The organism is Nostocoides sp., from assembly GCF_037045025.1.
Taxonomy (GTDB): Bacteria; Actinomycetota; Actinomycetes; order Actinomycetales; family Dermatophilaceae; genus Nostocoides_A.
Genome location: NZ_JBAOHM010000006.1, coordinates 1 through 18,259, shown reverse-complemented (window position 1 = coordinate 18,259; position 18,259 = coordinate 1). Strand labels below are relative to the sequence as shown.

The 18,259-nt window shown below is 68.2% G+C and carries 13 protein-coding genes and 1 pseudogene; 6 read left to right on the top strand and 8 right to left on the bottom strand.

Going from position 1 to position 18,259, the window contains the following annotated elements:
- Positions 1-2 precede the first annotated feature (2 nt).
- The 3 genes and pseudogenes from V9G19_RS04580 to V9G19_RS04570 form a co-directional block, all read left to right on the top strand.
- Positions 3-653, top strand: coding sequence for a nucleoside/nucleotide kinase family protein (locus tag V9G19_RS04580; protein ID WP_462284313.1), 651 nt, complete (start codon positions 3-5; stop codon positions 651-653).
- 785 nt (positions 654-1,438) lie between these two features.
- A complete protein-coding gene (locus tag V9G19_RS04575; protein WP_462284312.1) occupies positions 1,439-2,392 on the top strand; it encodes a haloacid dehalogenase-like hydrolase in 954 nt (317 codons plus the stop codon).
- Positions 2,393-3,119: 727 nt separating this feature from the next.
- Positions 3,120-3,759, top strand: a pseudogene (locus V9G19_RS04570) (sugar nucleotidyltransferase); the annotation flags it as partial.
- Between the two features lie 85 nt (positions 3,760-3,844).
- Here the strand turns inward: V9G19_RS04570 and V9G19_RS04565 are convergent.
- The 3 genes from V9G19_RS04565 to V9G19_RS04555 form a co-directional block, all read right to left on the bottom strand.
- On the bottom strand, positions 3,845-5,017 hold the full coding sequence (locus tag V9G19_RS04565; RefSeq protein WP_462284311.1) for a ScyD/ScyE family protein: 1,173 nt from the start codon (positions 5,015-5,017) through the stop codon (positions 3,845-3,847).
- 175 nt (positions 5,018-5,192) lie between these two features.
- Entirely contained in the window at positions 5,193-5,504 is a 312-nt protein-coding gene (locus V9G19_RS04560; protein WP_462284310.1) for an AzlD domain-containing protein, read from the bottom strand.
- Positions 5,501-6,283, bottom strand: a complete 783-nt coding sequence (locus V9G19_RS04555; RefSeq protein WP_462284309.1) for an AzlC family ABC transporter permease — start codon at positions 6,281-6,283, stop codon at positions 5,501-5,503. Before V9G19_RS04555 ends, V9G19_RS04560 begins: the two co-directional genes overlap by 4 nt.
- Positions 6,284-6,599: 316 nt before the next feature.
- Between V9G19_RS04555 and V9G19_RS04550 the strand changes: the two genes are divergently transcribed.
- The 3 genes from V9G19_RS04550 (at position 6,600) to V9G19_RS04540 (ending at position 11,452) form a co-directional block, all read left to right on the top strand.
- Positions 6,600-7,916 carry an Hsp70 family protein gene (locus tag V9G19_RS04550; protein ID WP_462284308.1) on the top strand — a complete coding sequence of 439 codons (1,317 nt, stop codon included), beginning with the start codon at positions 6,600-6,602 and terminating at the stop codon, positions 7,914-7,916.
- A gap of 3 nt (positions 7,917-7,919) precedes the next feature.
- The gene (locus V9G19_RS04545; RefSeq protein ID WP_462284307.1) at positions 7,920-10,457 is read left to right on the top strand and encodes a helix-turn-helix transcriptional regulator; all 2,538 of its coding nucleotides are present in this window, start codon (positions 7,920-7,922) and stop codon (positions 10,455-10,457) included.
- A 104-nt stretch (positions 10,458-10,561) separates the two neighbouring features.
- The gene (locus V9G19_RS04540) at positions 10,562-11,452 is read left to right on the top strand and encodes an IniB N-terminal domain-containing protein (protein ID WP_462284306.1); all 891 of its coding nucleotides are present in this window, start codon (positions 10,562-10,564) and stop codon (positions 11,450-11,452) included.
- Positions 11,453-11,960: 508 nt separating this feature from the next.
- On the opposite strand, the gene V9G19_RS04535 is transcribed toward V9G19_RS04540, so the two are convergent.
- The 5 genes from V9G19_RS04535 to V9G19_RS04515 form a co-directional block, all read right to left on the bottom strand.
- Positions 11,961-13,604 carry a dynamin family protein gene (locus V9G19_RS04535; RefSeq protein WP_462284305.1) on the bottom strand — a complete coding sequence of 548 codons (1,644 nt, stop codon included), beginning with the start codon at positions 13,602-13,604 and terminating at the stop codon, positions 11,961-11,963.
- Positions 13,601-15,538 (bottom strand): dynamin family protein, encoded by a 1,938-nt coding sequence (locus V9G19_RS04530; RefSeq protein ID WP_462284304.1) that lies wholly within the window; start codon positions 15,536-15,538, stop codon positions 13,601-13,603. Before V9G19_RS04530 ends, V9G19_RS04535 begins: the two co-directional genes overlap by 4 nt.
- Positions 15,539-15,592: 54 nt before the next feature.
- Positions 15,593-16,726, bottom strand: a complete 1,134-nt coding sequence (locus tag V9G19_RS04525) for a hypothetical protein (protein WP_462284303.1) — start codon at positions 16,724-16,726, stop codon at positions 15,593-15,595.
- A 200-nt stretch (positions 16,727-16,926) separates the two neighbouring features.
- The gene (locus V9G19_RS04520) at positions 16,927-17,514 is read right to left on the bottom strand and encodes an N-acetyltransferase family protein (protein WP_462284302.1); all 588 of its coding nucleotides are present in this window, start codon (positions 17,512-17,514) and stop codon (positions 16,927-16,929) included.
- A 72-nt stretch (positions 17,515-17,586) separates the two neighbouring features.
- Positions 17,587-18,259: metallophosphoesterase family protein (locus tag V9G19_RS04515; protein ID WP_462284301.1), on the bottom strand; the 673-nt coding region annotated here is incomplete at its 5' end.

Here is an 18,259-nt window from a genome sequence, read left to right as displayed (position 1 = left end):
GGATGGAGTCCGCTGAAGAATCGCGCGGCCGGAGTGTCTTTGTCTTCGAGGGCTACGACGGCAGTGGCAAGACGACACTGATGAACGCGGCGGCGAGTGGTCCACTCGGTGGTCAAAAAGTAGTTTGTATTGGACGGAAGACAGAAAGTCAACTCAGTGACATTGCTATGGCAATTGAGAGGCCGGAAGGCAGGTTGGTCCCTGAGTCTGACTTCCTGCTCAGGGTCGCTCTCGAAGTTGAACGATGGGGGCTGGTCCGGGATGCGGTTGCCCGGGGGCGCACGGTCCTATGCGACCGAGGGATCATCAGCCTGTTGGCTTGGCCCGATTATCTTGGTATAAATGTATACCATTTGTCGGCCCTAGTGGACCACCTTATAAAAGAAAGACAAGACGCGCTAAATATTGTTTGCCTTGCGGATTTCGAAACGTGTTGGGCGCGCATCGAGCACCGCGGTAACCCTTCCCTCAAGGAGCAGCGTGGCAAGGAAGCGAACCGTAGGTTCTTTGACGCTTACCACAGGTCGGTTGACCGTGCGGCCTCCGCGGGCCTACGAATCTTGACTGTGGACACTCAACGATCGTCGATTGAGGCATCAATGGAGGCTATTGCCGCCGGGTTTGAGAGGTTCGGTACCTCAACTGACGTCTGAGCGTGTCCTGGCGCTACCGGTTCCTGCACACCCCCGCCCGGCTCACCGGAAGCGGACGCCGACGACGCCTGAAGATCCCTCCAATCTGGCCCTGCGCGGCCGCGATCGTCACCATCTTCGCCAAGATCACCGCCATCCCTGAATGAGCCTGACCCCGCCCCTGCCTACCCACCACCCGAGGACCGCAGCCCGGCAGCGTCGGCCTGGCCAGCCGCCATGCCCGAGGACCTTCACCACCTCACATCAGGCCGCGATCCCCACGCCCACACCTCCATGAAAGACCGAGGCTAGATCAGCGGTTCTCCTGACACGGAATAGGAGCGTCGGTCCCTTGTGAGCCCGCGGAGCGCGCAGTTTCGGTAGGTTGTGACTGTGGAGACAGGTGCAACGCCGACAGGCTCTCGGAGCTCAAACACTCAGGACTGTTCGTATGACGGGCAACTGGAGACGGTGCTGGCAGCCGCAGCAGCGGCATGGGACTGGCACGGTATCAAATGCGAGGTGGCAACCAAACCATCCGGTTACTCGGACTCAGTAGTCGGGACCGTGGGACTGCCCTCGCTGCGACGTGTCGAGGTGGTCCTGGCCACTGCGGGGCCGAGCGACAGCGCCTGGCAGGCAGTGAGGGACTGGCCGCTTGCGGATTCATGGCGTCTATGTGCCGTGGTGCCCTTGGCAGCTATGGGGCGCGCGCATGAAGCGCTGCGGGACGCGAGCTGTGAGTTGCAGCCCTGGTGGAACCAGGGGGACGGTTCGATTGCATTCGGTGGAGTGGAGCGTGCCTAGTGCCGCCGGCGATCTACACCCAGAACGTCATCGCCCTGGTCTGGGACTTCGACAAGACTCTGACGCACGGCTACATGCAGGTGCCGCTCTTCGCCGCGTACGGCATCGATGACGCGACCTTCTGGAACGAGGTCAACTCGCTTGCCGAGTACTATCGCGGCCAAAACTGCGAGGTGTCCGCCGACACGATCTACCTAAACCACCTACTGACTTATGTCCGGGCGGGGCGCATTCCGAACTTGACCAACGAGCGGCTCGCAGAGCTCGGCGCAGCGATCCAGCTCGCACCCGGTATCCCTGACTTCTTCGACCGGACCCGTCGGCTCGTGACCGAGGAGCCGCGCTACGCGAAGCACGACATCAAGGTCGAGCACTACATCGTCTCGACTGGCTTAAGAGCGATGATCCGCGGCTCCGCCGTCCATTCACACGTAGACGGCGTATGGGCGTGTGAGTTGCTTCCAGCAGCTCCTCCACCGGGGTTCCTCGAACAGTTGCCGACGCCAGGCAGTCCCGTGGTCACTCAGGTGGGCTACACCGTCGACAACACGAGCAAGACACGTGCGATCTTTGAGATCAACAAGGGCGTCAACGTTCAAGATGATGGCGCCCTGACGGTCAACTCGCTGATCCCAGAGGACCAGCGACGAGTCCCGATCCGCAACATGATCTACATTGCGGACGGGCCCAGCGATATCCCCAGCTTCTCAGTCGTGAATCGGATGGGTGGCAAGACATTTGGTGTCTACGCTCCCGGCGCAAAGAACTTCGAGAACGCTGCCGTGCTGCAGGAGCAGGGTCGGGTGAACAGCATCGCCGAGGCCGACTACAGCGAGGGCTCGGCTGCGGAGCGGTGGCTGGAGCGCTCCATACGCAAGATTGCTGACGAGATCGCGGATAACCGGGACCGCGTCCTCCGCGGCTACAGCGGTGCCCCTGGACACGTCGTCTGAAGTCACCGGGGACCTGGCTGGATTGGCGGCCGCCAGCACTCGGCGAGATTCGCCGCGTGGCGGGCACATCATGACTTCAGTTCGATGAGTGGTCGGCGACGATCGTCCCTCCCGCTTTGGATGCACCGTCTTGGATCTTGCACCACTCGGGCGGAGGGAGTCGATCGTGCAAAGTGGCCCGCACGCAGTCGTGCAGTTTCCGGTGCATCTCGACACAAATGTCGAGATGCACTCAAAACTGTAAGAAGTGCCGCTGATTCCATGAATTAGCCGACATTATGCACCTCGGGCGTGTCCACCAGCTAGTGTTATAGCTTCTGGCGGAAGCAACCAGGCATCGAGACGCAACCTCGACTCGCCTAGAAGGCTGCTAGGCGATCTTCCCGATCGGGTGCGGGCCCGTCGAAGGGCTCCGAGATGGCGTACCCAAGCTGCTCCAAGACCCGAACCGCCTCGCTCGGGCAGTCCCGCACTGCAGACCCGGTTTGCTGGCGTCGCCACTGCACCCTGTTCGTCCGAAGGACCTCTCGCCATGTTGGGCCGGGTTTCGCGCCGAACTCCTCCTCGATCATCTGAAGGACGTCTTCCAGGGTCGGACGGAATCGGTGGCCACCCGTGGGGAAGTGAATCCGCGACATCCGTGCCGCTTCGAGCTCAGCCTCGGGAGCGACCTGACGTCGTGCCGCGCCTGACATGGCTGCCAGCGTCATCACCCTGGTGAATTGGTCCCGGTGGGCTCGCCCAGGCGTTCACGATCGGCGCGGAGTTCGTCGAAGGCGGACCGTCGTGTCTGGTCCTGGGGGACAACGTCTTCTCCGGGCCCGGACTGGGCTACCGGCTGCGCGAGAGGGCCGAGTCCGTCGACGGGGCGCTGATCTTCGGGTACCAGGTCGCCGACCCGCGGGCCCTATGGCGTCGTCGAGGTGGCCGACGACGGGCGAGCGCTGTCGATCGAGGAGAAGCCCGAGCAGCCGAGGTCGCACTGGGCCGTGCCGGGTCTGTACTTCTACGACGAAGAGGTCGTCGAGATCGCCCGTGGGCTCGCCCCGTCGGCGCGAGGCGAGTACGAGATCACCGACGTCAACCGGCATTATCTGGACCGCGGGCGGCTGTGGGTGGAGAAGCTCCCGCGCGGGACGGCGTGGCTGGACACCGGGACCTTCGACTCGCTCAACGACGCGAGCAACTATGTGCGCACGATCCAGGCGCGGCAGGGACTGCAGATCGGTTCGCCCGAGGAGGCGGCCTGGCGGATGGGGTTCCTGTCCGACGCGCAGCTGGCGGAGACGGCCGAGCGGTATGCGAAGTCCGGCTACGGCGAGCACCTCTCGCGGTTGCTCGAGCTGGAGCGACCGACGTTGCCGTGACCGGTGCCGTCCTGCAACGGCACCGGCCACGTCTGTGTTCACTGGACCAGCGCAAACCCGGGCCTGGGCTGCGCCGCCTGGCTGCTCAGCGAAGCGGGATGGCGACCACCTGACCGGCGCCGGGGGCGACGCTGCCCGTGGTGACGTAGGCGGTCTTGCCGTTGATCGCGATGCCGTACGGCGCGAACAGGTTCGCGGCGACGACGGCGTGGGAGTCGCCGCCGCCCTTCGGAATCGCGACGACCGACCCCAACGGTCCCGTCGTCTCCGCAGTCAGCAGACCCTCGGTCACGAGCTGCACGGCGTAGAGCACGTTGCCCGGGCCGAAGGCCAGGTCGGTGACGTTGGTCAGACCGCTGGCGTAGACGCTGATGGCGCCCTGGCGGTCGACCTTGTAGACCTTCGCCAGACCCTTCTCGAAGGGGAAGCCGGTGAGCTGGCTGACGTACAGCGCGCCGCCCGGGCCCTTGACGACCGAGGTCGGCACGGCCTGGGACGGGATCTGCGTCCCAGGCGGGAGCCCGAGGAAGGGTGGCGCAAACGCAAGCTGGTCCTCGAACACGGCGAGCGTCTTCGTGCGGCCCCTCTTCGACACCTCGACCAGGGTGTTGCCGCCGGCGTCCGCGACCACATAGTCAGACCCGTGCCGGATGAAGCCGACGGGGTTGCTGTCCGGGTCGTGGATCGGGTTCTTGCGCGCCTCGTGCTTGGCGATGTCGGCGATGAGGGTGGTGCGCTTGGAGCCGATGGTGGCCGAGCGCAGCGTCCCCATGTCCTTGAACGGCTTGTTCCCCGGGAGCGTCCGGACGTCGGGGTTGGCGCCGAGGCCGACCGTGAAGACGAGCTTCTTCGAGCCCTCGACGATGACGTCGTGCGGGCCGATCGCCTGCGCGCCGCCCTCGACCGCGTGCGACGGGAGCTTGGACAGGACACGCTCCTGCTTGCCCTTCTTCTTGCCCTTGCCCTTGTCGAGGCTGACCCGCGTGATGGCGCCGGTCCTGCCGAAACACGAGTCGCCGCCTTCCGGGCTGTCGATGCACGGGCCGCCGCCGCCGCGGCCGGCCTCGGCGACGAAGAGGTCGCCCTTGGGCCCGACGGACAGGTGACGCGGGTTGTCGAGGCCGCTCGCGACGACCTTCCAGTGCTCGTCGGCCGTCGCCGTGGGCGCCGCGACCATGGTCGCGACGAGGGCGGTCGAGCCGAGCAGCGGCACGAGGGCTCGGCGCACCCGCCGAGCCACCGAGTTGGGACTGTTCACAGGGGAGTCCCCCTTCTCTTCATTGACAAGGAGTGGTCGCCCGGATGGGTGCCGTCTCACAGAGTCCCACTGCCGGGACGCCGTGACAAGGGTCACAACGGTCAGGAATCGCGCTCTGACCTGCGGGTTTCCACGCAGAGCCTGCACTGTCCTTGTACGCGCTGTGACCGATGGTTCAGCCGATACCGATGAGACGCAGGAGCCCTGCTGTGACGGCTCCGGCGATGACCACGGTGATGAAGCCGGCTCCCCGCCACAGCAGCAGCGCCGCGACGACGAGCGCGCCGACCCGGGCGTCGAGGACGAGCGCCGGGCCGTCGGCGGCCGTCTGCACCACGATCAGGCCGGCGAGGAGGGCTGCCGGGAGCAGCGTCGAGACCCGCATCGTCCGCTCGCCCTCGACGAGCCGCGGCGGGATGGCATAGCCGATCGCCTTGGTTGCGAAGGCGAGCGCGCAGGCGATCAGGACAGCGGTGGTCAGCGTCATGGGATGACGTCCCCGTCCGTCGCCGGGTCCGGTGGGGGAGCGGTCGCGCCCGGCCGACCGCCGCGCAGGCCGATGACGACGGCGGCCGATGCCGCGATGAGCACCGGGACGCCGGCCGGGACGAACGGCACCGCGACGAGGGCCAGCACCGTCGCGACCGCGGCCGTGACCCGGGCGTCACTCGCCTGCAACCTCGGCCACAGCAGGGCGAGGAACGCCGCGACCGCCGCCCCGTCCAGCCCGTAGGTCGCCGGGTCGCCGATCACCGAGCCCGCCAGCGCACCGACGAGCGTCATGAGGTTCCAGAACAGGAACACCGCGAGACCGGTGTGCCAGAAGCCGAGCCGCGCTGCCTTCGGCTCCGGCTGGGCCAGGCCGACGGCGCTGGACTCGTCGATCGTCAGGTGGGCGGCGGCCGCCGTCCGCACGACTGCCTTTCGAACGACAGGTGTATGCGCGGCCCCGGTGAGCAGGAAGCGGCGGGTGCTCAGCGCATACAGACCGTTTCGGATGCTCAGCATCGTCGCGGTGGCGATCGCCGCCGGTGCCGCCGCGAGGCCGCCGGTGCGGATGATCCCGACCAGCGCGAACTGGCTGCCGCCGGTGAACATCGGCGCCGAGAGCGCCTGCGTCTGCCAGATGGTCAGGCCCGCGGCGACGGAGAGGGCGCCGAAGCTGACGTCGTACAGCCCCGTCGCGAGCCCGACCGACCACGACTGGCGCCGGACGGCCCGGCGGCGCTCGGGGGTCAGCTCGCCGGTCGGTGCGGCCTCACTCATCGCCCCTCCGGCCGCCGATCGTCGTCACCAAACGGCACTCAGTGTATGACGCCCGTCGTGGCCTGACACCAATGGCACCTCGACGCGTCCGAGGGGAGGGCCGCCGGTTCCCATACGTTTACCTCGCGGCCCCCAGAGCGACACCCTCTCATCGACCGAACGGCCATGGATCTCCGGCTACTGACGAGTAGATCCTTGATTCCCGTCCTCGTCGCTGAATCGCCGGTAGCGTGAGGAACCAAGGACGGGGGGACGAGTGGTGCCTTACCCGGCGCCGGACGTCCGTCCACCAGTCAGAGTGACTTCAGGGAGTCCGGTGACCAACAGCTATCACCTCGGCGTGGATGTCGGCGCCAGCCGCGTCCATGCCGCCACCGCACGATATACGTCCTCGCGCAACGAACGCGTGGAGCCCTGCGTGCTCTCGACCACGGGCGACGACATGTCGGCGTCGATGTGGGTGTCCCGCGAGGGGGATCTCGAGTTCGGGGCCATCGCATCGGCATGGGCGCGGGAGCAGCCGGAGGCGATCGTCGGCGATCTGCGGCGCCGCATCGGCACCGGGATCCCGTTCCTCGTCGCCGGCCACCGGGTCTTCGCCGAGGAGGCCTACGCGCAGCTCGTCGCCTGGGTCGTCGGTGCAGTGACGGAGATCGAGGGCGTGCCTCCCGTCGGCGTCGTGCTGACCCACCCGGTGCACTGGGGAGCGCACCGTCGCGAGGGTGTCCGTCAGGCTGTCGAGGAGCACTGCCGTGTCCCCGTCGACCTGACTCCCGAGGCGGAGGCGGCGGCGTGGGGAGCTGTCGACGAGGCGCAGGCGGGGGAGCTGTGGGCGACGTGCGACCTCGGCCACACGAGCCTCGCCACGGCCATCGTCCGCAGGCATGAGGACGGCTGGACGGTTCTGCCCGAGGCGTTCGGCACCGCTCCGCTCGGGGGGCTCGACGTCGATGACGCCCTCGTCGGCAGTCTCCTGTCCGACCGCGCGACGGCACGAAGCCCTGTGCGCGCCCCATCCGCAGAGCTCAGGTCGGCGTCCGTCGCGGCCAAGGAGGCGCTCTCGACGGACACCGATGCCGTCCTGGCCCTGCAGTTCACGCCCGGCCCGTCGACGGTCCGACTCACCCGTGACGAGTTCGAGTCCCTGATCGGCGAACTGCTGGACCAGACAGTCTGCGCGGTCCGGCAGACGTTGACCGACGGCGGCGTGACTGCCGAAGACCTCTCGGGAGTCGTCCTGGCGGGCGGATCCGCACGGATCCCGCTGGTGACCGAGCGGCTGTCCACAGCGCTTGGCGTCTCCGCCCTGGCCGAACCGGACCCGGGCGCCGTCGTCGCGATGGGCGCCGCTCGCATGGCGCTGCGGAAGAGCACGGGCGACCTGGCAGCAGAGCCGGACTCGGGATCGTCCCGCGACGAACCGCTGCGCCCGAATGATCAGGTAGCGGCCCTGATCCCCTTCATCCCTCCCGAACGGGCACGACTCGCCACGTACGCGTGGCGGCTCGTCGTCGCCTCTCTCATCGTCGTCTGCGCCGTGTACCTCGCGTGGGCGTTCACGTCGGACTCGGTCGGCGTGTTCGGACTCGGTGGGCACGCTGATTCCGTCGTCGAACCACCGCGGGGAGGGTGAGACATGACAGTCCAACCACTCCTCACGGGAGCCCACCTGGCGGACGCTCAGATCGAGCGGATCCTCACGTCGTCGAGACCCACCCGAGCGCAGGTCATCGGCCCCGCCGGGTCGGGGAAGACCGCGGCGCTGGAGTTCGTCCGTGACGGGCTCGACGACCGGGGGGTCGAGACGCACACCTTCGGTGCCGAGGTTGACATCGCCGCCATCCCGGCCGAGGCGGTTCTCATCGTCGACGACCTCCATCTCATCGACGAGGAGGGCGCCGCGCCGATCACCGAGCGGGCGCATACCCCGGGAGCCGGTCTCGTCGTCGCACTGCGCCCCGGGCCGGTGGGTGAACACGTGAGGACCATCGAACGCCTGCTCCAGCGAAGCTCTCCTCCGATCATCCTCGGTGAGGTCTCTGCCACAGAGGTCGACGCACACCTTCGTGCGCAAGGTCGGCCCGCGTCGTGCGCATGTATCGAGGACATCCTCGACCTGACGGGCGGGGCGGCATGGCTGGTCACCTTCGCCCTCTCCCACGACCATGTCGCAGAGTGCCGGGGCAGGACAGACCATCTCGCGCTCCGGCGGGACCTGCAGAACCAGGTGCTGCAGCGTGTCGCGACACTCGACGCGCCGCTTCGGCGGTTCATCGAGCAGCTCAGTCTGGGCACCGACCCCGGCCGCCCCCCGGACGGGCACGCAGAGGCCCTGGACGAGCTGGTGCTCCTGGGCCATGCCGAGGGTCTGCTCTTCCGCAACGGCCGCATGGTGCCCGCCGTGCGCACGGCAATGCGGTCGTCGGTCACGCACCGGTGGGGCAGCACGGACTCCACAAGTCTGGCCGAAGAGATCACCAGAGGCTGTCTGGAGGACGACGACTCCATCGAGCTCCTGCTCGACGGTGTGCGGGACCCTCGTGTGGGCGATGCCATCGCCGTTCGTGCTGACGAGCTCCGGGACGACAGACCCGACCATGCGGACCGGCTGTACCGCGTCGCGCTCAGGGCGGGGACGAGGTCCTCGGATCTGGCGCAGCGCCGGGCTCGCGCGGCCTGGGCGGCCGGTGACCTCGACCGGACGGGCCTCCTCGTGGATGAGGCGATCACGAAGGCCAGCTCCCCTGCGGACGCCGGGCTGGCCGACCTGGCCGCGTCCGTGCTGGCGGCCCGAGACCTGATGGCGATGGCTGCCCGTGTCTACGGATCACGCACGTACGAGGGCGCGACGGCCGTCCGAGCGGAGATCGCACACATCGGCAGCGGCCATCTCGAGCCCCACCGCGCTCCCGTCGTGCTGCCGGACGACCAGGGTGTGAGCTCGCAGCTCGACGTCGCCCTGTATCTCCTCCACCGGGGCCTGCGCTCGTCCCTCGGTCGCACCCCCTCGCCGACCGCGCTCAGCGATCTGGTGCGGGCCTCGGAGCTCTACACCGCATCGGGGACGGCCTGTCCCACACCGGAGCTCCCCGCCGTGATTGCCGCGTCGGTCGCGCTGGGCTCGGGTGACCTGGCCACGGCTCGCCAGGTCCTCGACGACGCGGTCACGGGCGGGCAGGGCCGGCAGTGGGCGCGTCGCAGGCTGTTGCTCTGGCAGGGCCTGGTGGCGATCCAGGCGGAACGGCCGGACGCCGCGCGGCGGGCATACACCCTGGCGCAGCAGGAGTCCGCGCCGGTCGGCGCCCGGGACGCCCGGCTCGGGCACATCCTCGAGGTCACCCTCGCTCGACGCTTCGGGGATCTGGCGGCGCTGCAGGCGTCCTGGGCCGACGTCCGTGGGGCTGTGGCGCACCCGGACGTGGACCTCTACACGATCTTTCCGCTCGCGACGTTGGTGGGGGCAGCAGCACGTCTCGGGGACTCGACCACGCTCGCAGCCCATCTGCAGCTCGGCCTCGACCTGCTGGACCGCCTCGGGTCACCGCCGCTGTGGTCGACTCACCTCTGGTGGGCCGGCGTCCAGCAGGGGATCCTGCTCAACACCCCGGATGCGCTGGCCCCGTTCGCCAAGGCGCTCGTCGGCGCCGCCGACCGGAGCCCGCTGGCCGCCACGATGGCCAGCGCGGGTGGCGTGTGGGTCCAGGTCCTCGCCGGCAAGGTCGACCCCGACGCGGTCGAGGACGCAGCCCGCGCTCTCGGCTCCGCGGGACTGGCGTGGGACGGCGGCCGCCTCGCCGCACACGGCGCGCGCCGGTCCACGGATCGGCGGGTCTCAGCCAGGCTGCTGTCCTGCGCCCGCGACCTCCACCCCAAGGAGAGCACCTCAGCCGCGGTGACCCAGCCGGAGACCGCCGGTGTCGCCGCCGTCGGCGCGGAGTCCGAGCTCAGCGAGCGTGAGCGTGAGGTCGCCCGACTCATCCTCAAGGGCAAGACGTACGTCGAGATCGGTGAGGCGATCTTCATCTCTCCGCGCACCGTCGAGCACCATGTGGCGCATATGCGCCGCCGACTCGAGGCCGGCTCGCGGTCCGACCTCATCGCGAAGCTGCGACTCGCGCTCGGCGCGACCCAGGATTTCGCGCGCGAATCCCCTAACCGAGCGGTGCGGGTATAGGTGAAAACCCCGATGTACGCACCGAACGCGGCTCCTAGACTGAAACCATTCCCATACGATCACAGACACGATGGCCCACACGCGCCTGAGCAGGAGAGACGGATATGACGACGCCGATGGCGACGATCGCCGATGCACTGATCGAGTTCATCCTGGGTCTCCTGGGGGATCCGGAAGCGGCTGCTGAGTTCGCCGAGGACCCCGAGGGTGCTTTCGAGGCGGCGGGGCTGGGCGACATCTGCGCGGCCGACGTCCGCAGTGTCGCGCCAGTGGTGATCGACCGGCCGGAGGTCATCTCCGTCTCTCCGCCGGATGTTACGGTCAACACCCCGCCGACGATCGTCTTCCGCCCCCCGCACCCGGAGGAGCCCAAGCACGAGCTGATCCGGGAGATCGCGAACATCGTGAACAACTTCTCCTTCGACAACAGGGCCACCATCCTCGACCAGTCGGTCAACCAGTCGATCTGGGCCGAGGGTGACGTCACCCAGCTCTTCGACCAGGACGCCGTAGTGGCCGCGGGAGACGAGTCCGTCGCGGGCGGGGAGAACGTCGACATCGACAACTCGACGACGGACATCGAGGCTGGTGACATCTCGATCGGCAACACGGACACCGACGTGGAGATCGAGGACTCCTTCAACGACGAGTCGGTCGATGTCGAGCTCGATCTCGAGGCCGACGTCGAGGACTCCGCAAACGACCAGTCGAGCACGGTGGAGCAGGACGTGAGCGTGGAGGACTCCTTCAACGAGTCGACCGAGACGACCATCGACGGGTCGACGGTCGTGAATGCTCCTGCTTCGACGCCGCAGGTCGAGGAATCGGCTGCCGCCGCCGCAGAGCCCGTGCAGGAGGTCGCCGACTACGCCGCCGAGACGACACCAGACAGTTCGCTGGACACGATCGACTCGATCTCGGACAGTCCGGAGTACACCGACGAGGCGCTGATCGAGGAGCAGCCGCTCGATGCAGAGTTCGACGACCAGCCGTAGCATCGAGCCCGGATCCCCGGATCCGGCGACCCATGGGATCGTCGCGCGACAGACATCGAAGGAAGAGCCAGCCGTGGAGCAGCCCTCGGAACGTCCTGCGCGTCCGTCGTTGGAGAGCCCCAACCAGCCCCCGGTCGTGATCAAGCAGCCGCCGCCGTTCTCGGTGCGCCTGGCGCAGTTCCTGTGGGTGCTGAGCTTCCTCGCGGGCACGGTGGCCGTCGGCTTCCTCGTCGCCATTCGGAAAGAGCAGCTCCCGCAGATCGCCGACGCGGTCAGGGAGGTCAACGCCACGCGGGCCGAGGAGACCTACACCTCCGCCGCTGAGATCGTCTACTGGTCGGCGTTCGGGATTATGGTGACGCTGCTTCTCGTCCAGATCACCCTCCTGGTGTCGTTCATGAACCGCCGCAAGAGCACCAGGTGGTGGCAGTTCGGAACCGTGGCGGTCCAGTTCCTGTTGTTCCTCGTCATCGCCGAGATGGTGGCGCGCGGCGACCAGGGAGCCTCGCTACGGCAGTTGATGACCGCGCAGGTGGGCCTGGCTCTGCTCGCCATGCTCATGAGCGTCTTCCCCGGCGCCATCGCGTGGACCGCGCGACAGCATGACATCCGCCGCGGCACGATCGTCAGTGTCAGCGGGACCGAGCTCTGAGCCGCCAGCCGGGCTCGTCACGGAGCGAGATTCCTCCCCTCGCGCACGTAAGCCCTCGTGCAGCTCCTCGAGGGTTCTGATCACCACCTCATGGGCCTCGACCGCTCGCCGGTCGTTCGCCGGGTCGTGTGAAGCGGCCCGCCATCCGTCGAGTCGCTCGACCAGGCGCTGACGCAGCCGGATGGGCTCGGCGCCGGCGTCCATGCCGAGACGGTCGTGCACCGCCACTCCGTGGCCGCCGACGATCCTGATCGCCTCATCCTCACGAGCACCGAGACCGAGTCCCTCGATCCGGGCCCGGGACAGCAGGGTCAGCTCGTCCACGTCGCTCAGTCGTAGGGAGACTCGCTCGATCCCCTCCTCCAGCTCGGAGGCGCCGTCCACCGGGTGCTGGTCGAGCAGGACTCTGAGGACTTCCAGGATGCCGTGGGCCTTGAGCGCGACCGTTCGGCCGATGAACTGGCCGTCGACGAACTCGACGAGATCGTCCAGGCCGCTCTGACGTGTCATCTCCGACGTCAGGGCGGGCGCGTCCGGCACTCCCGCCCTGATCAGCGATGCGGCAAGGCGGACCCCGAAGATGCCGAACCGGGACATCAGGGCTCGGCGCTCGTCCGTTCCCAGGGTCGTGATACCCGTCAGCCGGACGAAGCGGTCGGCCGAGACGAGCAGGGCCTCCCGGTCCTCCCGGGCCAGGCCGGCGAGCTCGCGCAGCCCCTCGAACTCGTTCTGCCGCATGGTTCGAGCACCCTCGGCGAGCAGCCCCGCCACCGGGAAGACGCCGAGGGCCAGCGCTCGCAGGTGCTCGTCCAGCTCGTAGCGGCGGGCGACCTTGCTCGCCGACAGGAGGGAGTCGATCCGTCCCGAGCCGATCTCGTCCGCTCGCGAGAGCACGGCGATGGCATTGACCGTCCTCGAGGATCCTGCGGCCGTGTCCCGAAAGGCCGCGAGGAACCGCATGTCCGCCGGGTGCAGCCGACGAAGGAGGTAGATGATGGCGTCGGCAGCCGGCGCAGCCTCGTCCGGGGCGAGGAACCCGGTGGCGCGTGCGGTCGTCCCCGGCGAGAGCGAGGCGATCCCCGGGGTGTCGATCAGCACCACCCTCTTCAACGCGGGGGCCGGCCAGCCGACCTCGACCCGATCGACGTCGTCGACCGGGAGGTTCAGATCGAAGGCGAAGTGCCCCGCTGCGGCCCGGTGGATCGGGAGCCTGGTGGAGGTGCCGTCTCGCGCGACGACGCTGACCGACCGGGTGGTGGCATGCCGGTACCACGTGACGAGGCGAGTGCATTCGCCGGCGTCCGTTGCCGCGACACGCTCACCCACGATCGCGTTCAGCAGCGTGGACTTGCCCGCCTTGACGATGCCCGCGATCGCCAACCGCAGCGGCTCTGCGAGACGACGCTCCAGATCGTCCAGCTGCGCAGGAGCATCGCCCCCGTAGAGCGCGCGGGCGGTGTCCAGGAGGTCGCGCACGGCGACCTCGACGGGCACACTCATCGGACGACGACATCCTTGGCGGTCGCCGGCGGGAGGGCGGGAAGCTCGGCCTTGACTCGTTCGAGCTGCTGGATGTGGCCGCGTAACCACGCAATGCGCTTCTTGTCGTCCTCCTGCCGCGCACCGGCCCCCTGTTTGGCCGCGAGCGTGGCCTCCGCGAGGGAGCGGTGCATCTCGTCCGCGATGGCCCCGAAATGGTCACGTCCGGTCCGCTGGACGACCCTGAGACGATCGCGCAGCACCTTGGCGACCTGGAAGGTCACCTCGTCGACGTGCCGGCGCACGATGTTCTTGGCCTCGAAGCGCCGACGGTTGAGTCGGTTGGCGGCGTCCTCGCGGTAGGCCCGCCGACCGACGAGCACGCCGGCGAGGAGCGACAGGGGATTGATCAGGGACAGGCCGATCAGACCGGTGGCCAGGCCCGCCATCAGCACGCCGCCGTACGAGCCGCGGACGCCGATGTAGATCTTCTCTCCGGCGGAGAGGTGCCCCGGCTCAAACCCGGGAAGCCGCTGCACCTGGTCGAGGACACCGTCGGTGTTCCCGACGGCGATCAGCGGAATCTCGACCTCCTCGGCGAGGAACAGTTCGGCGACCTCCTCGACGAGCCAGTGGGACCGTTCCTCGGTCCAGATGAACGTCTCCGAGACCGCGCTGGCGATCCGCTCGTCCAGCCACTGAGAGATCTGGTCCCAGATGGGTCCCGGGTCTCCCTCGTCGATGGCCTGCTCCGCTTCCCGCTGCACTCTTCGAAGACGATCCCGCAGGTCGTGCTCCATATCGGCGATGAGGTCGGTGATGCCGTCGCCGAGGCGGACGTTCCACTTCGACGAGCGGCTCTTGAACTCCTCCGACCGCGCCTTGGCGCGATCCAGCTCCGCGAGCAGGCGGGCACTGTCCTCCGGGTTGAGGAGGGCGCTCAGCTCACTTCGTGCGGCGAGCTCCATCTGGGCGACGACGAAGCCGAGATCGTGGACGGCACTTCGCACCGCTATCAGCTCGGCCCTCCCGACGATCTCCCTGCGCAGGTGCGCCACCAGGGCCGGGAACCCGGACTCGTCGTTGAGCTCGCGATCCTGCTCCTGCGCGGCCCGCAGACGCAGGTTGCTGGACACGGCGAAGAGCGGCACCTCGCCGATCTCACGGAGGTGGCGGCGGTCGATGTCCTGCACGTCTTGCCACTGCGAGTAGAGGTCGGTCTTGGCGAGGACGGTGGCCACGTTGGGCGAGACGCGCATGGCATGGCGCAGCAGCTGCACCTCCGGCTCGGTGAACTCCTGCGAGGCATCCGAGACCATGATCACTGCGCTCGCGGTCGACAGGCTCGACAGCGTCGTCAACGCGCTCTGGGACTCCGTTCCCCCGACACCGGGGGTGTCCACCAGCTGGAGTCCGCCCTGCAGAATCGCGCGGGGCAGCTGCGCCTCCCCCGCCAGAAGGTGGCGCGAGTTGCCCGGGTTGCCCGACTCGGAGACGTACTGGGCCAGCTCATCGATGGGAATCTCGTGTCGCTCGATCTCGTCTCCCGAGCGAGCGACGATGGACGCGGCCGGACGAGGGCCGAAGCCGACGATGGTCGGCACGCTCGTGGCGATGTCGTCGTCGATCGGGCAGACCGGCGCGTTGACCAACGCGTTGATGAGCTTGCTCTTGCCCTGCTTGAACTCCCCCACGACGACCACCCGGGTGTTCGGACTGCGCAGCCGCTCGACGGCGGTCCCGAGGCGTTGGACGAGGTCGTCGCGCTTGGTGTCCTGTGCCATCGCGGCCAGGTCGTCGGCCAGTCTCAGCAGATCCTCGGCCGGGCCAGCGGCGCCGGACCCGTCGAGCTCACGCCGCTGCCGACGGGTGAGGGCACTGTCGCTGCGTGTGCCTTCGGCCGTCTTGCCCATCATGTACTCCCCATCGGTCGTCGTCCCCTGCGAGTTAAACACCTAGTGCCCGATCGCCGCGAGGGCGATCGGGCACCGGATGTCAGCGCGTGATGATCAGAAGTCGAACTCCGTCTCGGCCTCTCCGCCGGTGGTGGCGGCGCCCGGGCTGAAGATGTTGCCGCTGTTCTCCCACTCGAGCGAGTTGTCGAACGCCGCATCCACCTCACTGGTGAACGAGTCGTCGACCTCCACCTCCACCTCGGTGTTCGTGGACTGGTCGTTGAAGGAGTCCTCGATCTCGAGGTCCCACTCCATGTCCATCTCGGTGGAGTAGTCGTTGAAGGAGTCGTTGATCCTCGTCGAGATGTCGGTGTTGCCGATGTTGATGTCCCCGACCTCGAGGTCGAGCTCCGAGTTGTCGATGTTCACGTCGCGTCCGGCGGCGTTGGAGCCGTCACCGAAGCTGACCGTCGCGTTCTGGCCGAACACCTGGCCGACGTTGCCACCGCCGGGGCCACCTTCGGTGCTGATGGCCTGGTTCACCGACTGGTCCAGCTGCATGACGCGGTTGTCGAGGTCGACCTCCATGTCAGCACCAGAGGCGCCGTGCTTGCCCCAGCCGCCGCCTGCGGCCATGGCACCGCCACCGAGACCGAAGTTGAAGTCGCCTCCGAAGCCGGCCTGGTACTGACGGATGCCGACCGTGGTGGAGTGGTCGTTCAGCGTCTGGGTGTTGAACGAGCTCGTGATGTTGAAGGAGTCCTGGTTGCGCACCGAGTTGTCGGTGTTGTCGTTCAACGAGTCCTCCAGCTCGACCTCGATGTCCGTGTTGATCGAGTTGTCCGAGTTGTCCGTATTGAACGAGTCCTCGTTCTCGGTCGAGTTGTCCGAGTTGTCGTTGAAGGAGTCCTCGGCCTCGTTCTCGACGGAGTTGTCGGTGTTGAACGACTCCTCGATCTCGACGTCGGTGTTGAAGGAGTCGTCGGCCTCGTTCTCGACCGAGTTGTCGACGGAGTTGTCGACGGAGTTGTCGGAGTTGTCGACGGAGTTGTCGGAGTTGTCGTTGAAGGAGTCCTCGACCTCGACGTCGAGCTCGACATCGGTCTCGGTGGTGGTCGAGTTGTCGGTGTTGAAGGAGTCCTCGACCTCGAGCTCGACATCGGTCTCGGTGTTGACCGAGTTGTCGGTGTTCAAGGTGTCATCGACGATGACCTGGGTGCCGAGGCTGTTGTCGTTGCCGTTCGCCATAAGGGTCTTTCCTCTCTCGTTGGGAGGCCCTTTCGGACTTCCGATCGTCGCCCGGGTGGCGCGTTGAGATCAGTCTGTCCGCGCTCTGACCGAGCTCGCGTCGGGGAGCGTCCCTGACAATCCCGGCGACCGGATAGGGATTCGGGCGGGGATCGACGGGGATTGTCAGGGGTCGATCCTCGCCGGCGCCCCTCATGCCGTCAGGGCCGGCTGGGATCCGAGGGCGGCTCCAGGCTGGCGGCGACCCTGATCTCGCGCACCGTGACGTCCTCGGCGACGCCGCGGTCGCGGTAGGCGCCGTCCGGGTGGAGGTTGGCCTGGTCGAAGAACGCCCGGGTCGCCTCGGCGTCGGCGGGCAGCCACGCGGTGAGGTCGGTCGCCCCGGCCTCGCGCAGGATGTCGGCAGCGGCGTTGAGCAGCCGGGAGCCGTGGCCGCTGCGCCGCCCCTTCGGGTGCACGCCGATCTCCATCAGGGAACCCGTCGTCGCCTCTCCGTCGCGGTCCTGGGAGGGGCCGACCGCCGCATACCCGACGACCTGCTCGCGGGCGCACGCGACGAGCAGCGTCCACACGCCCGGCGGGGGGCTGGCGAGAGAGCGGCGCCAGACGCTCGCGAAGCCGGCCGAGGTGAACTGGGCGGCGATGTGCTCAGGGACGCGGGGGGCGTAGGTCTCGGCCCAGACCGCCTCCTGGACCAGCCCGACGGCCGCCGCGTCGTTCGGGCCGGCGCGGCGGACGCTGGCGTCGGCGAGCGGGCCGGGTGCATGGTCGTGGGCGTGCTCCGTCATGCGTCGATCCTCACACGGTGGCCGGGTCGGGGACACATCCGTCGTGGCGTGTGGACGGCTGTGGTGCCCGGCTCAGCGGTGCAGCGTGATCCGGTCGGCGGCGGTGTCGGGGGCGTCGGCGAGGTGGAGCTCGACGTGGAGGGTCTGTGAAGTGGCGGTCAGCCGCAGCGCTCCGGCGCCCTCGATGCAGACCCGGCTCTGCGGGACGAGCTCGGCCGGGCACTCGCGGACGGTGCCGAGGGCCCCGGTCGGGGCGGTCACGTGGTGCAGGCCGTCGACGAGGACGTCCTCATAGATGTGCTGGTGACCGTTCAGGACCAGGTCGGCGCCCCAGTCCTGAAGCTCCCAGCCGGCCGCCTCCTGCATGGGGGCGTGCGAGCCGTGGTGGCCGGACGAGTGGGCGGGGCGGTGGAAGACGACGAGGCGCCACGTGTCGGGCGCGGTGGCGGCGGCCTCGGTGAGCGTGTCCTCGAGCCACCGTTGCTGGGTGACCTGGTGTTGCGGTGGGGCCTCGCTGTCGAGCACGAAGACGGTGATGTCCCCGATCGTCTGGTCGTACCACCGGCCTTGGGGGTCGTCGTCGGTCGGCACGTGGGGGAAGGCGGCGGAGTACGCAGCCAGGCCGGCCCCGGGGTCGGTGTAGTCGTGGTTGCCGAGGCGTCCGCGGCGGAGAAGGCTGCGATCGCGCAGCTGGTGAAGGCGGCTCGGGGTCGGGGTGAGGACATCACCGGCCCGGAGGGCCTGT

What these genes read in the sequence shown, in the direction of transcription:
- V9G19_RS04580 (WP_462284313.1), top strand. Translation starts at nt 3, where the DNA reads ATGGAGTCCGCTGAAGAATCGCGCGGCCGGAGTGTCTTTGTCTTCGAG.
- V9G19_RS04560 (WP_462284310.1), bottom strand. Translation starts at nt 5,504, where the DNA reads ATGACGCTGACCACCGCTGTCCTGATCGCCTGCGCGCTCGCCTTCGCA.
- V9G19_RS04555 (WP_462284309.1), bottom strand. Translation starts at nt 6,283, where the DNA reads ATGAGTGAGGCCGCACCGACCGGCGAGCTGACCCCCGAGCGCCGCCGG.
- V9G19_RS04545 (WP_462284307.1), top strand. Translation starts at nt 7,920, where the DNA reads ATGACAGTCCAACCACTCCTCACGGGAGCCCACCTGGCGGACGCTCAG.
- V9G19_RS04540 (WP_462284306.1), top strand. Translation starts at nt 10,562, where the DNA reads ATGACGACGCCGATGGCGACGATCGCCGATGCACTGATCGAGTTCATC.
- V9G19_RS04535 (WP_462284305.1), bottom strand. Translation starts at nt 13,604, where the DNA reads ATGAGTGTGCCCGTCGAGGTCGCCGTGCGCGACCTCCTGGACACCGCC.
- V9G19_RS04525 (WP_462284303.1), bottom strand. Translation starts at nt 16,726, where the DNA reads ATGGCGAACGGCAACGACAACAGCCTCGGCACCCAGGTCATCGTCGAT.
- V9G19_RS04520 (WP_462284302.1), bottom strand. Translation starts at nt 17,514, where the DNA reads ATGACGGAGCACGCCCACGACCATGCACCCGGCCCGCTCGCCGACGCC.